Below are 14,391 nucleotides of genomic sequence, written 5' to 3' on the forward strand. Positions count from 1 at the left end.
GCTTGCGCATATGACGCGACGACTTGCTCAAGTTGCGAAGAAGGTGGGGGTGAGCGAGGCCACGGTGAGCCGTGTCCTCAACGGCAAGCCCGGTGTCTCCGCAGCGACTCGACAGTCCGTACTGACGGCGCTGGACGTCCTCGGGTACGAGCGGCCGACGCAGCTGCGCGGAGAGCGTGCCCGGCTCGTCGGTCTCGTGCTCCCGGAGCTGCAGAACCCCATCTTCCCCGCGTTCGCCGAGGTGATCGGCGGCGCGCTCGCCCAGCAGGGGCTCACGCCCGTGCTGTGCACGCAGACCAGGGGCGGCGTCTCTGAGGCGGACTACGTGGACCTCCTGCTCCAGCAGCAGGTCTCCGGTGTCGTGTTCGCGGGGGGCTTCTTCGCGGAGACCGACGCCCCGCACGACCACTACCACCAGCTGGCGGAGCGGAAGATCCCGGTCGTCCTCATCAACGCGTCGATCGAGGGCCTGGACTTCCCCTGTGTCGCATGCGACGACGCCGTCGCCGTCGAACAGGCCTGGCGCCACCTCGCCTCACTCGGACACGAGCGGATCGGCCTGCTGCTCGGCCCGTCCGACCACATGCCCTCGCGTCGCAAGCTGGAGGCGGCCCGGGGCATCGCGAAGGCAGCGGGCACCCAGCTGGCCGACGAATACGTCGAACGGTCGATCTTCTCCCTGGAGGGCGGCCAGGCCGCGGCCACCCGGCTGCTCGGGCGCGGGGTCACCGGCATCGTCTGCGGAAGCGACCCGCTCGCGCTCGGCGCGATCAGGGCGGCCCGTCGGCGCGGGCTCTCGGTCCCCTTTGACGTGTCGGTCGTCGGGTACGACGACTCGGCCTTCATGACCTGCACGGAGCCGCCGCTCTCCACGGTGCGTCAGCCCATCGAGGCGATGGGGCGCGCGGCGGTCGACCTGCTGTGCGCCCAGATCCAGGGCCACCAGACCCATCCCGGCGAACTCCTCTTCGAACCCGAGCTCGTCGTCCGCGGGTCGACGGCGCAGCGGTCCACCGGCTGATCACCCGAGTAGCCCGAGTAGTACGCGGAGGTCGGGTGCCGCGGGGAGCGCCGGCCGGCGGCTACAGTCACCAGCGATCAGAGCCTGTCTTTGAACCCTCGCTCACCTGGGAGAAGCTCGGACCATGGCCGTCGACGCACTCGACACCCGCATCCTGCGGCTGCTCCTGGAGCAGCCGCGCACCAGTCTGCGCGAGTACGCGCGCGTCCTCGGTATCGCCCGCGGCACCCTGCAGGCCCGGCTCGACCGCATGGAGCGCGAGGGCGTGATCACCGGCACGGGTCCGTTCCTCTCCCCCGCGGCGCTCGGCCACCCCGTGCTCGCCTTCGTCCACATCGAGGTCACGCAGGGGTACCTGGACGAGGTCGGGGACGCGCTGGCCGCCGTGCCCGAGATCATCGAGGCGTACTCGATCACGGGCGGCGGCGATCTGCTGACGCGTGTCGCGGCCCGGGACAACGGCCACCTCGAAGACGTCATCCAGCAGCTGATCAACCTGCCGGGTGTGGTGCGCACGCGTACGGAGATGGCGCTGCGGGAGCGGGTTCCGCACCGGCTGCTGCCGCTGGTCGAGTCGGTCGGCAGGTCGGCCGCCGGGCAGGGATGACCAACTCGTCCGGCATGCTGGAGGTCATGGTCGGCGTGCGGTCACCCCGCATGACGGGGATGGTCTTCTCCCGCTCAGAGCCTGTGTCATATCCCCGGTCGGATCAGTGGGCGTCGTCTGGTGCGTGCGATCGCAAGGCGCCGGGAAGTCCTCGGTGGGGGTCCCCCCGGGCCGTTCAGGCCTGGGGGAGGAGCTACTAGGGCTTTTCGGCAACGCGGCGAGCGTGCGTGCCAGGCGGCGACCACCCGGCCGGGGATATGACACAGGCTCTCAGGCGGCGCCGGCCACCCGCTCGGGGGTGAGCAGCTCCGCGAGCCGCTCCGGTGGCAACAGGCCCTTCTCCAGGACGAGTTCGGCGACGCCGCGCCCCGTGGCCAGTGCCTCGCGCGCGATCTCCGTCGCAGCCGTGTAGCCGATGTGCGGGTTGAGCGCGGTGACCAGGCCGATGGAGGTCTCCACCGAGTGCCGCAGCACCTCCGTGTTGGCCGTGATCCCCGCCACGCACCGCTCGGCGAGCGTCGTGCAGGCCGCGCGCAGCGAGGTGATGCTCTTCGCCAGCGAGTGCAGGATGACCGGCTCGAAGGCGTTGAGCTGGAGCTGGCCCGCCTCCGCGGCCATGGTGATCGTGACGTCGTTGCCGATCACCTCGAAGGCGACCTGGTTGACGACCTCGGGGATGACCGGGTTGACCTTGCCGGGCATGATGCTCGAACCGGCCTGCACCGGCGGCAGGTTGATCTCGTTGAAGCCCGCGCGCGGACCCGATGACAGCAGCCGCAAGTCGTTGCAGCTCTTGGAGAGCTTGACCGCGATCCGCTTCAGGACGCCGGAAAGGTGCACGAAGGCGCCGCAGTCCTGGGTCGCCTCGACCAGGTTGGCGGCCGTCACCAGTGGCATGCCGGTGATTTCGGCGAGGTGGCGGCGGGCGGTCTCGGCGTAACCGGCGGGGGCGTTGAGGCCCGTGCCGATGGCGGTGGCGCCGAGGTTGATCTCGTGGATCAGCTCGACGGCCTCGGCGAGGCGCATACGGTCCTCGTCGAGCATCACGGCGTACGCGGAGAACTCCTGGCCGAGCGTCATCGGCACCGCGTCCTGCAACTGCGTGCGCCCCATCTTCAGGACGTCGCGGAACTCCAGGGCCTTGGCCGCGAACGCGTCCTGCACGACCGCCATCGCACGCAGCAGCCCGTGCACGGCGCTGATGGTCGCGATCTTCACGGCCGTCGGGTAGACGTCGTTGGTGGACTGGCTGAGGTTGACGTCCTCGTTGGGGTGGAGGTGCTCGTACGCGCCCTTGGGGTGCCCGAGGAGTTCCAGCGCCCGGTTGGCGACGACCTCGTTGGCGTTCATGTTGGTCGAGGTGCCCGCGCCGCCCTGGATGACGTCGACGACGAACTGGTCGTGCAGGCGCCCCGCGCGGATCTCCCGGCAGGCGGCGGCGATCGCGTCGGCCTTGGCCTTCGGGAGCAGCCCGAGCTCCTCGTTGGCGCGGGCCGCGGCCTCCTTGACGGCGGCGAGCGCGTCGATGAGCTGCGGGTACACGGAGATCGGGATGCCCGTGATGGGGAAGTTCTCCGTGGCGCGCAGGGAGTGGATGCCCCAGTAGGCGTCGGCGGGGACGTCCCGGTCGCCGAGCAGGTCGTGCTCGCGGCGCGGGGCGGGGGCGGGGATGGTACTCATGATGCTTGATCTCTTCCGGGGCACAAGCGCCCCACCAGGGGCGCGAGGAACTGCGCGGCCGGCCATGACCGGCCCGCAGACGAACACACTCAGGCGGCAGCGGCCTCGTCCGATGTCTCCGGCTCACCGACGAGGCGCCGCAGGATCGCCGTACGCTCCGCAGGCTCCGGCGCGGCGAGCAGCGCCGCGAGCACCGCGCTGCGCACCTGACCGGCGCGCAGCGTGCCGGTGAGGACCGCTCCGGCGGCCGAGAGGTCGACGGCTCCGCCGTGCGTGTAGATCTCGGTGACGGGGCCGGCCGGGACCCGGGTGGTGAGGGCGACGACGACGCCGCGCTCGATGGCGGCGGTGACGGCGGTGACGAACTCGGGGGTCGCGTTGCCCGCGCCGGTGGCGACGAGCACGATGCCCTCGGCACCTGCCTCGACCGCCGTCTCCAGGAACAGCGGGTCGGCGTCGACGTGGTGCATGACCATGTCGATCCGCGGCAGGGACCCGGGTGCGACGGCCGGGGGCGGCGGCAGCGGCGCGGGGCGGACCGGGCGGTGCAGGACCGAGACCTTGCCGAAGCCGACCTTGCCGACGGGCGGCCCGGACGGGTCGGCGAACGCGTCGGCGGCCAGCGTCTGGCTCTTCACGGTGCCGCGCGCGGCGTGCACCTTGCCGTCGAAGACGACGAGGACCCCGAGGTCACGCACGGTGGCGGCGGTGAGGAGCGCGTCGTAGAGGTTGCCGGGACCGTCGCCGTCCTCGGCACCGAGCGGCTTCTGGGCCCCGGTGAAGACGACCGGGCGGGGGTCGTCGTGGTGCAGGTCGAGCAGGAAGGCGGACTCTTCGAGAGTGTCCGTGCCGTGGGTGATGACAATGCCGTCGACTGCGGGGTCCGCGAACACCTCGCGCACGGTGCGCAACAGGGTGACCTGCTGGGCGGAGGTGAGGCGCGGGCTGTTGACGTTGAAGAGGTCGATGACCTCGGAGGCTATGCCGTGGGGTATCGACGCCGTGGCGAGCACCTCGCGGCCGGGGGCGTCGGCGGCGAAGCCGGTCCCCTGCCAGCGGCTGGCGATCGTCCCGCCGGTGCTGATGACCACGACCCGTCGCGCCTGTGCTTCCACGTCTGCGTCCCTCCCAGGAGCCCTGAATACCGTCAGCCCCCGGAGTGGTGGGCAGTCTCGGCGCAAGGATAGGTCGAACACCGCGCAATGTGTTTGCCAAAAACAGGCGTCTGCGCAATATACCTGGTGGATAATTGCGCCATGGATGACATTGACCGCAGTATCTTGCGCGAGCTGCAGAAGGACGGCCGGCTGACCAACCAGGAGCTGGCCGCACGGGTCGGCCTCAGCCCGTCGCCCTGCATGCGGCGGGTGCGCCAGCTGGAACTGGACGGCGTGATCCAGGGCTATCGCGCGGTCGTCGCCCCGGAGGCCGTCGGCCGCGGCTTCGAGGTGCTCGTCTCCATCGAGGTGCGGCGCGACCGCGAGACGGTCGAGACGTTCGAGGCGGCGCTGCAGGACATCCCGGACGTCATCGAGGCGCACCGCCTGTTCGGCAGCCCCGGCTGTCTGCTGCGCATCGCCGTCGCGGACCTCGCGGCGTACGAAAGGCTCTGGATCGAACGGCTCACGGCGCTGGCGGGGGTCACCGAGGTCAACTCGCAGATCATCATGAAGCGGATCAAGGAGCCGCAGGGGCTCCCGGTGGACGGCTGACGCCGGACCGCAACCCGGCCGCCGACCGTTCACCTCCCGGGCGACCCCCGCACCCAACTCCACTTTGGTACAGACCTATTGACGCCTGGTCTGCACCAGCCTAAGTTGACGCACCGCACGAGGCTCGTCTCCAGATCCCCCTCCGCCCCCAGGGAGCACAGTGTGATCGGTCGGACGTTACGCCTGCTGGGATCCGCCCTGGCACTGGTCTGTGCCGCGCAGCTGCCGGCCGCCGCCGCGGCTTCGGGCCCGGCCGCGCCGCAGGGCGACACCTGCGCGACCAAGCCGAGGCCCTCGGGCAAGGTGCTCCAGGGGTACTGGGAGAACTGGGACGGCGCCTCCAACGGCGTGCACCCGCCGTTCGGCTGGACCCCGATCACCGACAGCCGCATGAAGCAGCACGGCTACAACGTGATCAACGCGGCCTTCCCCGTGATCCGCTCGGACGGCACCGTCCTGTGGGAGGACGGGATGGACGCGACGGTGAAGGTCGCGACGCCCGCGGAGATGTGCCAGGCCAAGGCCGACGGCGCCACGATCCTCATGTCCATCGGCGGCGCGGCGGCCGGCATCGACCTGAACTCCACGAACGTCGCCGACCGCTTCGTCGAGACGATCGTGCCGATCCTGAAGAAGTACAACTTCGACGGCATCGACATCGACATCGAGACCGGCCTCGTCGGCGGTGGCGGCATCAACCAGCTCTCCGCCTCGCAGTCCAACCTCATCCGCATCATCGACGGCGTGCTCGCCAGGATGCCCGCGGGCTTCGGCCTCACGATGGCTCCCGAGACGGCGTACGTCACCGGCGGCAGCGTCGTGTACGGATCGATCTGGGGCGCGTACCTGCCCATCGTCAAGAAGTACGCGGACAACGGCCGCCTGTGGTGGCTCAACATGCAGTACTACAACGGCAGCATGTACGGCTGCGCCGGGGACTCCTACTCCGCGGGCACTGTCCAGGGCTTCATCGCCCAGACGGACTGCCTCAACAAGGGCCTGGTCATCCAGGGCACCACCATCAAGGTCCCCTACGACAAGCAGGTCCCCGGTCTCCCCGCCCAGCCCGGCGCAGGCGGCGGCTACATGTCCCCCAGCCTGGTCGGCCAGGCCTGGAACCACTACAACGGCGCCCTGAAGGGCCTGATGACCTGGTCCATCAACTGGGACGGGTCGAAGGGCTGGACCTTCGGGGACAACTTCAACCGGCTCAGGTAGCCGCCGCCGGGTGCTCAGAGCCTGTCTTTGAACCCCCGCCTGAAGACCGCCACCGTCCGCGCCGGGACGGTGAAGGTCCCCGAACTCCGGTCGTACCGTGCCGACTTGACCACTCGGTCGGCGCCCGAACGCTGCACAGGATGCAGGGCGTACGCGGTGCCCTCGAGCGCCGCGACGCGCTGCTGCTGTGCGTGCGGGCTCGCGTTGATGACCACCACGAGGTCGGCCAGCTGCATGGTGATGACACCGGGCGTCTCGGCCGCGGTGCCGGAGAGCGGGAAGGAGAGCGCCGACTGGACCCGGTCGGCCGTGGCGAGGGAGAAGGCGGGCTCGGTGGTACGGATCTTCAGCAGGTCCCGGTACGCGGCCGACGTGCCGTTGATCTCCGCGCAGCCGGGGATCAGTGTCGGTGAGGACGACAGCAGGGGCTTCGCGTACGGCCACTTGGACTGGTTGTCGGCGGCCCGAGGCAGACCGCGGCCGAAGCCGTTGCCCGCGCGGCAGTCCCAGTGGACGGCGTTGAACCAGTCGCCGCTGTCGAAGGAGTTGCGGTCGAGCGACTTGGATCGCAGCAGGTCCGTGCCCGCCAGGGAGAGCGCCGGCCCCTGGGAAAGGGAGGCCGTGGCCATCGCGAGGAGCTGCATGCGGGCGCGGTCGGCCGGTGCGGTGTCCGTGGGCAGCTTGAAGGCGAGCGCGTCGTAGAGCGTTTCGTTGTCGTGCGCGTCCGCGTAGGAGAGCGCGTCGCCGGGAGCCACCGCGTACCCGGCGGGGGCGCCGTTGTAGTCGACGTCCGCGCCCTTGACCGTACGACCGGCAAAGTCCCTGAAGGTGAAGGCGGCGAGGTTGCCTGACAGGCCCACCTTGATGAGGTCCTGGTAGTGCAGCAGCCGGACCTTCTGCTCGGCCGGAGTGCCGTTCGCCTTGGAGGAGTTGGGGTCGGTGTACAGACCGCTGGCGAAGCCCTGCACACCCGGGTCCTCGTCGAAGGGGCCGCCGCCGCGCAGCGCGTCGCGGGAGCGGTCGGAGAACGTCGCGACGCCGGTGCCCGCCATGTTCTTCTGGGTGGCCTGCACGAAGCGGGCGTCGTCGGCGACCTCGCCGAAGTTCCATCCCTCCCCGTACAGGACGATGTCCTTCCCGTCGACGCCGTCCTTCTCCACGCTCAGCGCGTCGAGGGCCTTGCGGACGGCGAGGATGTTCGCCTTGGGGTGGTGGCCCATCAGGTCGAAGCGGAAGCCGTCGACCTTGTACTCCCTGGCCCAGGTGACGACCGAGTCGACGACGAGCTTGCCCATCATGGCGTTCTCGGGCGCCGTGTTGGCGCAGCACGTGGAGGTGGCGACCGTGCCGTCGGCCTCGAGGCGCTGGTAGTAGCCGGGCACGATCCTGTCGAGCACGGACCTGTCGGCCTGGCCGCTCGCGACGGTGTGGTTGTAGACGACGTCCATGACGGTACGCAGACCCGAGCCGTTCAGGCCCTGCACCATCCTGCGGAACTCGACCGTGCGGCGTGCGCCGTCGGGATCGCTCGCGTACGAACCCTCGGGAACGGTGAAGTGCAGCGGGTCGTAGCCCCAGTTGTACGCGTCGTCGGCGGCGCTCCTGGTGACGCAGGCCTGCTGCTCGTCGGAGTCGGGCGCGTACGACGGCAGGTCGCAGTCGGGGGTGGCCCGGTCGGAGGCGCGCTCGGGGATGGTGCCGATGTCGAAGGCGGGCAGCAGGTGCACGTAGGACGTGCCGGAGCGGGCGAGGCCGCGCAGGTGCCGCATCCCGTCGGACCGCTTGTCCGTGAAGGCGAGGTACTGGCCCGGGTGCTTCGACGTGCGGTCCGCCACGGAGAAGTCGCGGATGTGCAGTTCCTGGATCTGCGCGTCGCGCAGCGGGACCGGCTTCGGCTTGCGCAGCCCGGCCCAGCCCGTGGGGGCGAGCTGCGGGTCGTCCAGGTCGACGGCGAGGCTGCGCCGGGAGTCGCTGGTGAGGGCGGTCGAGTACGGGTCGGTGACCTTGTTGGTGACGATCTTCCGGACGCTCGGCGCCCACACCTTCACCACATAGCGGTACGCCTTGCCCTGCCAGCTACGGGGGCCCGTCGCGGACCACACGCCGGAAGCGGGGTCGCGGCGCATCGGGACCGTGCGGCCGCCGATGTCGAGGGAGACTTCCTGAGCGGTGGGGGCCCAGACGGAGAGGGCCGTGCGGCCGTGGGCGAACCGGGGGCCGAGGACCGCCCCGGCGGCGGCGGTGGCGTACAGGTCGTCGAGGACGCCCTGCGTCTGGACACCGGTGGCGGAGCGCAGGGTGCCGTCGGCGGACCGTGCGGTGGCGACGAGCTGGCCGGTGAGGGCGGTGCGGATCCGGTCGCGGTCCCGGCGGTCGACGGTGTAGGCGGCATAGCCCTTGAGGTGCGGGAACTTGGTCTTCTGGGCGTCGGTGAGACCGCCCTCGACCGGAGTGAGGCGCAGTCGGCGGGCCTTGCCCTCGATGTCGCCGTCCTTGACGGTGAGGCCGCCGCGGGGCGCGTAGAGGAGTTCGTGGACGGTGCCCGGGCCGGCGTCCCGTACGAGGGTGTCCCGGTCGATCCACTGCGCCCTCGACTTCGACAGGTCCAGGGCGTCGGCGGGCCCGGCCGTGGCGGACGGTGTCGGCGGGTCGAGCGGCACGGCCGTCGCCGTCGCGGTCAGGGGCACCACCGCGGCGAGCAGGACGGTCGCCACGGTCACGGCGGTACGGCGCGGGGAGCCGGTCACGAAGGGTTCTCCTTGGGGAGGGCGGGAGTCCGGAGCGAGAGGAAGGGTGTGGCCGCCCGGCTGCGGGGACTTGGACGGGCCGGGCGGCCGGGCAGGGGGGAGAATCGGCCGGAGAGGAGGACCGGTCAGCAGTTCTTGGCCCCGGGGCGCAGCGCGAGGGCGGTGTTCGGGGCGACCGAGGCGGTGAACCGGCCCGAGCCGTCCACACCGACCCTCCTGCCGCTCTGCACGTCGCAGTACGTGCCCGCGGCCAGGGAGGTCTGGAAGGTGCGGTCGACGGGGGCGCCCTCGTGGTTGATGACCACGTACCCCTTGTTCCCCCGGCCGAAGGCGATGGCGTCGTTGCCGTTGTCCCACCAGTCGGTGACGGCGGTGCCGCGCGCGGCGTTGCGGAACGCGACCATGCGGCGGATCTCCGGCCAGGCGTGCTGGCACTTCCAGCCGTCGCTGTAACAGGCCTTCACCTGGCCGCCGTCGGGCGATCCGGCGTCGGTGTCGCTGAACTCGTAGCCGGAGTGGACGTCGGGGGAACCGTAGGGCCAGGCGAGCATGAAGACGTGCGCGAGGGTGTAGTCGGCGCCGTCCTTGTAGCTGAGGGTCTGGCCGTGGCGCTCGGTGTCGTGGTTGGTGACGAACACCGACGACGTGCCGCCCGGCATATAGCCCCAGCCCTCGCCGAAGTTCTTGAGGTAGGCGAGCTTCTCGCCCTTGAAGACCCTCTTGAGGTCCCAGGCGTAGCGGAACTCCTGGGCGTCACCGGTGGCGGTGTACTCGCTCGGGGAGACCGCCTCGCCGGCGCCGTACAAGGTCTCCTGCTTCCAGTAGACGCCCGGGTTGCTCAGCCGCGACTTGATGTTCTTCAGGTCGTCGACGGGCATGTGCTTGGCCGCGTCGATCCGGAAGCCGTCGACGCCGAGCGAGAGGAGGTCGTTCAGGTACCCGGCGATGCGGCCGCGTACGTACTCCTCGCCGGTGTCCAGGTCGGCCAGGCCGCCCAGCTCGCAGTGCTGGACGTTCCAGCGGTCCTGGTAGTTGCTGATGTCGGCCTTGCAGTCGTCCATGTCGGCGGCCGAGTACGTGCCGGGGTAGTCGTACTTGGAGAAGGACGAGCCCGCCGAGCCGGTGCCGGAGGCGTTGGTCATGTGGTTGATCACCGTGTCGGCGACGACCTTGACCCCGGCCGAGTGGCAGGTGTCGACCATGTGCTTGAAGGCGGCGCGGTCACCGAGCCGGGTCCCGATGCGGTAGCTGACGGGCTGGTACGCGGCCCACCAGGCGTCGCCCTTCAGGCGTTCCTGGGGCGGCGACACCTGGACGTACCCGTAGCCGTCCGGTCCGAGCCGGTCCGTGCAGGCCCTGGCCACCGAAGCGAAGTTCCACTCGAAGAGGACGGCGGTGACGTCCTTGGCGCCGGGCGGGGCGGCCTGGGCGCCGGGGGCGGCGACGACACCGCCTGCGACGCCCGCGAGGAGGGCGAGCGCGGTCGCTACGGGCCTGCGGCGTCTGACGGTCCGGCCGGTCATGGGTACCTCCTGCGGTTGGGGGGAGAACCTCCAGCAACTTCTTGCAGCAAGTCGGCACAAGTTGTTGCGGGTTGGACCGTATGGCGCCCCAAGGGCGGGGTCAACCCTCTGGACAGACCCCGGTGGACCCGCGTACGACCAGCTCCGGCTGGAAGACGAACTCCATGCGCTGCACGGGGTTTCCGTCGATCTCCTCCAGGAGGGCGCCCACCGCGGCGGTCGCCATCGCCTGCACCGGCTGGCGCACCGTGGTCAGCGGCGGGTCGGTGAAGGCGATGAGCTGGGAGTCGTCGAAGCCGACCACGGAGACGTCGCCGGGCACGGTCAGACCGCGCTCGCGCACCGTCCTGACGGCACCGAGCGCCATCAGGTCGCTGCCGCAGACCATCGCGGTGCACCCCAGGTCGAGGAGGGCACCGGCCGCGGCCTGGCCGCCCTCGACCGTGAACAGCGTGCGCTGCACGAGGCGTTCGACCTCCGCGGGGGCCAGGCCGAACGTGCTGCGCAGCGCCGCCCGGAACGCCTCCGCCTTGCGCAGGGAGGGGACGTACCGCGGCGGTCCGACGGCCAGGCCGATCCGCTCGTGCCCCAGCTCGGCCAGGTGCCGTACCGCCATGCGTACCGCCGAGCGGTCGTCGGGCGACACGAAGGAGGCCGGGATGGCCTCGTTGTAGCCGTTGACGAGGACGAAGGGCACCTTGCGGTGGGCCAGTTCGCGGTAGCGCGCGGTGTCGGCCGTCAGGTCGGCGTGCAGCCCCGAGAGGAAGATGATGCCGCTGACCCCGCGGTCCTCCAGCTGCTCGACCAGCTCGTCCTCGGTGGCGCCGCCCGGCATCTGCGTACAGAGCATCGGGGTGTAGCCGTGCCCGGCCAGGACCTGCTCGATGACCTGCGCGAAGGCCGGGAAGATCGGGTTGGTGAGCTCGGGGATGACGAGGCCGACGAGACCGGCACTGCGCCGCCCGAGGCGGCTGGGGCGCTCGTAGCCGAGGACGTCGAGGGCTGCGAGGACCCGGCGCCTGGTGCCCGCCGCCACCCCCGCCTTCTCGTTGAGCACCCGGCTCGCGGTGGCCTCGCTGACGCCGGCCTGGGCGGCGATGTCCACGAGCCGCGGGGCGCCGCGGTGGGCGGCGTCCCGCGGCACGGAGGGCAACGTCACACCGCCCACCAGACGGTGGTGTCGGCGGGCAGCCGCACGGTCCCTTCGACGATCTCCGCCTCCTCGGTGGCGAGCAGGACGCGGCCGGGTGCGGTGATCCGGACGGCCTGCGCGGTGGTGTTCACCGTGCAGACGAAGCCGTCGCGGGCGAAGGCGAGCACGCCTTCGGGGGCGTCGAGCCACTCGATCGCCGCGCCCGCGCCGAGTCCCGGCTCCGCGCGGCGCACGGCGAGGGCCCTGCGGTACAGCTCCAGTGTCGAGCCGGGGTCGCCGGTCTGCGCCTGCACGCTCAGCTTGCCCCAGCCGGCCGGCTGCGGGAGCCAGCTGCCGCCCCCGCCGAAGCCGTACGACGGACCCTCGGTGGTCCACGGAATGGGCACCCGGCAGCCGTCGCGGAACCCGTCCTGACCGTCGGCGCGGTGGAACGACGGGTCCTGACGCGCCTCGTCGGGCAGGTCGGTGACGTCGGGCAGGCCGAGCTCCTCGCCCTGGTACAGATAGGCGGAGCCGGGCAGGGCCAGCATCAGCAGGGTCGCGGCGCGGGCCCGGCGCAGGCCGAGTTCGCGGTCGCCCGCGGTGCGCAGCTGGGTGCCCATGCCCTGCGGGTTGGCGTAGCGCGTGGCGTGCCTGGTCACGTCGTGGTTGGAGAGCACCCAGGTGGCGGGCGCGCCCACGGGACGCATCGCGGCGAGCGACGCGTCGATGACCTCGCGCAGCTCGGCGGCGTCCCACGAGGTGCCGAGGTACTGGAAGTTGAAGGCCTGGTGCATCTCGTCGGGGCGCACGTAGTGGGCGGAGCGCTCGACGGTCGGGGTCCACGCCTCGGCGACGAGGATGCGAGCGCCCTCGTACTCCTGGAGGACCTGCCGCCAGCTGCGGTAGATGTCGTGCACGCCGTCCTGGTCGAAGAACGGCATGACGTCGTTGCCGAGCAGCTTCAGCTGGTCGCGGCTGCCGATGTCGGGCAGACCGGCCGCCTTGACCAGGCCGTGCGCCACGTCGACCCGGAAGCCGTCGACGCCCATGTCGAGCCAGAAGCGCAGGATGGAGCGGAACTCGTCCCGCACTGCGGGGTGTTCCCAGTTGAAGTCGGGCTGCTCGGGGGCGAAGAGGTGCAGGTACCACTCGCCGTCGGGGAGCCGGGTCCAGGCGGGGCCGCCGAAGATGGACTCCCAGTCGTTGGGCGGGAGTTCGCCGTCGGCGCCCTTGCCCGGGCGGAAGTGGTAGCGCTCGCGGAGCGGGGATCCCGGTCCCTCGCTCAGCGCGCGCCGGAACCAGTCGTGGCGGTCGGAGGAGTGGTTGGGCACCAGGTCCACGATGATGCGCAGGCCGAGCTCGTGGGCGTCGCGGATGACCGCGTCGGCGTCCAGGAGGCTGCCGAACATGGGGTCGATGGCCCGGTAGTCGGCGACGTCGTAGCCGGCGTCGGCCTGCGGGGACGCGTAGAACGGGCTGAGCCAGACGGCGTCGACGCCGAGGTCCCTGAGGTACGGCAGCCGGCTGCGGATGCCCGCCAGGTCGCCCATGCCGTCGCCGTTGCCGTCGGCGAAGCTGCGCGGGTACACCTGGTAGATCACCGCGCCGCGCCACCAGTCCGTGTGCGTCTCGGTGGCGGGGGTGGCAGGGGCAGCGAGATGCTGGGTCATGTCTTCCCTGGGGATCGAGTGTGGTGGGGGCGGCGTGAGAGCCTGTCTTTGAACCCCCGTCGTCCGCGCGAGGCGCGGGCGCAGCGGTGTTCGGTGCGTTCCGTGCGTTCCGTGCGTGCGTGCCGGGCGCCGGGGCGCAGGCGGGGGTTCAAAGACAGGCTCTGAGGCCCGCGGACGGGACGCCTCGGGACGGATGCCTGGTCAGGACTTCGTCGCGCCCGCCGTGAGGCCGGAGACGAGGTGGCGCTGGGCGAAGCCGAAGATGACCGCGGCGGGCACCGCGACGATCACCGCGGACGCGGTCAGCGAACCCCAGTCGCTGGTGTACTGGTTGACGAAGGTCTGGAGTCCCCCGGCGAGCGTCAGGTTCTCCTCGCCGGTCATGAAGGCGGAGGCGTAGGCGACCTCGGCCCACCCGGTGATGAAGCTGTAGAACCCGGTGACGGCGAGACCCGGCTTGGCGAGCGGCACGATGAGCCGCCAGAAGGTGCCGAAGGGGTTGAGTCCGTCCACCCGTCCGGCCTCGTCGATCTCGACCGGGATGGTGTCGAAGTACCCCTTCATCATCCAGGCGCAGAACGGCACGGCGATGGTCAGATAGGTGACGACGAGGCCGATGGGCTGGTTCAGCAGGCCGAGGTCGGCCAGCAGGTTGTACAGCGGCACGATGAGTACCGCGACGGGGAACATCTGGGTGATCAGGAGCAGCCACATCAGCGGCCGCATGCCGGGGAACTTGAAGCGGCTCACCGCGTAGCCGGTGGTGGCGGCGATGAAGACGCCGATCACCGTGGTCAGGCCCACCACGATGAGGGAGTTGAGGAGCCAGTTCGGGAACTCGGTGTCGTTGAGCACGTGGTCGTAGTTGCCGAGCGTGAAGTCCTTGACCAGGTCGGTGGTGAAGGCCTCGCTCTCCGGCTTGAACGAGGTGACCAGGAGCCACAGCGGTGGCCCCACCGCGATGGCGCTCGTGATCAGCAGTGTCAGGTGCAGGGCGATGGAGGCCAGCGGCCCGCGCTCGTCGCGCCCCCTGGGCTTCCGCCGCGGCTTCTTCCCGGTTTCGGTCGGCACGGTTTCG

10 protein-coding genes and 1 pseudogene are annotated in these 14,391 nt (G+C 70.9%); 4 read left to right on the forward strand and 7 right to left on the reverse strand.

All coding sequences use genetic code 11. From position 1 onward, the window contains the following. The first annotated feature begins 10 nt into the window (after positions 1–10). Both AC07DI_RS14930 and AC07DI_RS14935 read left to right on the forward strand, forming a co-directional pair. Positions 11–1,021 (forward strand): LacI family DNA-binding transcriptional regulator, encoded by a 1,011-nt coding sequence (locus tag AC07DI_RS14930; protein ID WP_478904724.1) that lies wholly within the window; start codon positions 11–13, stop codon positions 1,019–1,021. Positions 1,022–1,145: 124 nt separating this feature from the next. After that, complete coding sequence (locus AC07DI_RS14935; RefSeq protein ID WP_384251949.1) at positions 1,146–1,628, forward strand: Lrp/AsnC family transcriptional regulator; 483 nt, start codon at positions 1,146–1,148, stop codon at positions 1,626–1,628. A 270-nt stretch (positions 1,629–1,898) separates the two neighbouring features. Here AC07DI_RS14935 and aspA read toward each other — a convergent pair whose 3' ends face one another. Both aspA and AC07DI_RS14945 read right to left on the reverse strand, forming a co-directional pair. Next, positions 1,899–3,308: an aspartate ammonia-lyase gene (gene aspA, locus AC07DI_RS14940; protein WP_478904725.1), complete on the reverse strand. Its 1,410-nt coding sequence runs from the start codon at positions 3,306–3,308 to the stop codon at positions 1,899–1,901. An 89-nt stretch (positions 3,309–3,397) separates the two neighbouring features. Continuing rightward, positions 3,398–4,423 carry an asparaginase gene (locus AC07DI_RS14945; protein WP_478904726.1) on the reverse strand — a complete coding sequence of 342 codons (1,026 nt, stop codon included), beginning with the start codon at positions 4,421–4,423 and terminating at the stop codon, positions 3,398–3,400. Positions 4,424–4,564: 141 nt separating this feature from the next. On the opposite strand from AC07DI_RS14945, the gene AC07DI_RS14950 reads away from it, so the two are divergent. Beyond that, positions 4,565–5,020 carry an Lrp/AsnC family transcriptional regulator gene (locus AC07DI_RS14950; RefSeq protein WP_478904727.1) on the forward strand — a complete coding sequence of 152 codons (456 nt, stop codon included), beginning with the start codon at positions 4,565–4,567 and terminating at the stop codon, positions 5,018–5,020. A 162-nt stretch (positions 5,021–5,182) separates the two neighbouring features. Continuing rightward, positions 5,183–6,238, forward strand: a complete 1,056-nt coding sequence (locus AC07DI_RS14955) for a chitinase (protein ID WP_478904728.1) — start codon at positions 5,183–5,185, stop codon at positions 6,236–6,238. 14 nt (positions 6,239–6,252) lie between these two features. Here the strand turns inward: AC07DI_RS14955 and pulA are convergent, their stop codons facing one another. The 5 genes and pseudogenes from pulA to AC07DI_RS14980 all read right to left on the reverse strand — a co-directional run bounded on the left by pulA (position 6,253) and on the right by AC07DI_RS14980 (position 14,384). After that, positions 6,253–8,985: a pullulanase-type alpha-1,6-glucosidase gene (gene pulA / locus AC07DI_RS14960; protein ID WP_478904729.1), complete on the reverse strand. Its 2,733-nt coding sequence runs from the start codon at positions 8,983–8,985 to the stop codon at positions 6,253–6,255. Between the two features lie 128 nt (positions 8,986–9,113). Next, positions 9,114–10,508, reverse strand: a pseudogene (locus tag AC07DI_RS14965) (alpha-amylase); the annotation flags it as partial. Between the two features lie 100 nt (positions 10,509–10,608). Then, positions 10,609–11,676, reverse strand: coding sequence for a LacI family DNA-binding transcriptional regulator (locus AC07DI_RS14970; RefSeq protein WP_478904730.1), 1,068 nt, complete (start codon positions 11,674–11,676; stop codon positions 10,609–10,611). Continuing rightward, positions 11,664–13,313 (reverse strand): glycoside hydrolase family 13 protein, encoded by a 1,650-nt coding sequence (locus AC07DI_RS14975; RefSeq protein WP_478904731.1) that lies wholly within the window; start codon positions 13,311–13,313, stop codon positions 11,664–11,666. The genes AC07DI_RS14970 and AC07DI_RS14975 overlap by 13 nt, the downstream gene beginning before the upstream one ends. Before the next feature lie 201 nt (positions 13,314–13,514). Beyond that, a complete protein-coding gene (locus tag AC07DI_RS14980; RefSeq protein ID WP_478904816.1) occupies positions 13,515–14,384 on the reverse strand; it encodes a sugar ABC transporter permease in 870 nt (289 codons plus the stop codon). Positions 14,385–14,391: the final 7 nt, after the last annotated feature.

It is taken from the genome of Streptomyces sp. NPDC044106, assembly GCF_056433985.1.

Bases quoted from the DNA above. Each gene is read 5' to 3' on its own strand.
- AC07DI_RS14930 (WP_478904724.1), top strand. From the start codon at position 11: ATGACGCGACGACTTGCTCAAGTTGCGAAGAAGGTGGGGGTGAGCGAG.
- AC07DI_RS14935 (WP_384251949.1), top strand. From the start codon at position 1,146: ATGGCCGTCGACGCACTCGACACCCGCATCCTGCGGCTGCTCCTGGAG.
- aspA (WP_478904725.1), bottom strand. From the start codon at position 3,308: ATGAGTACCATCCCCGCCCCCGCCCCGCGCCGCGAGCACGACCTGCTC.
- AC07DI_RS14950 (WP_478904727.1), top strand. From the start codon at position 4,565: ATGGATGACATTGACCGCAGTATCTTGCGCGAGCTGCAGAAGGACGGC.
- AC07DI_RS14975 (WP_478904731.1), bottom strand. From the start codon at position 13,313: ATGACCCAGCATCTCGCTGCCCCTGCCACCCCCGCCACCGAGACGCAC.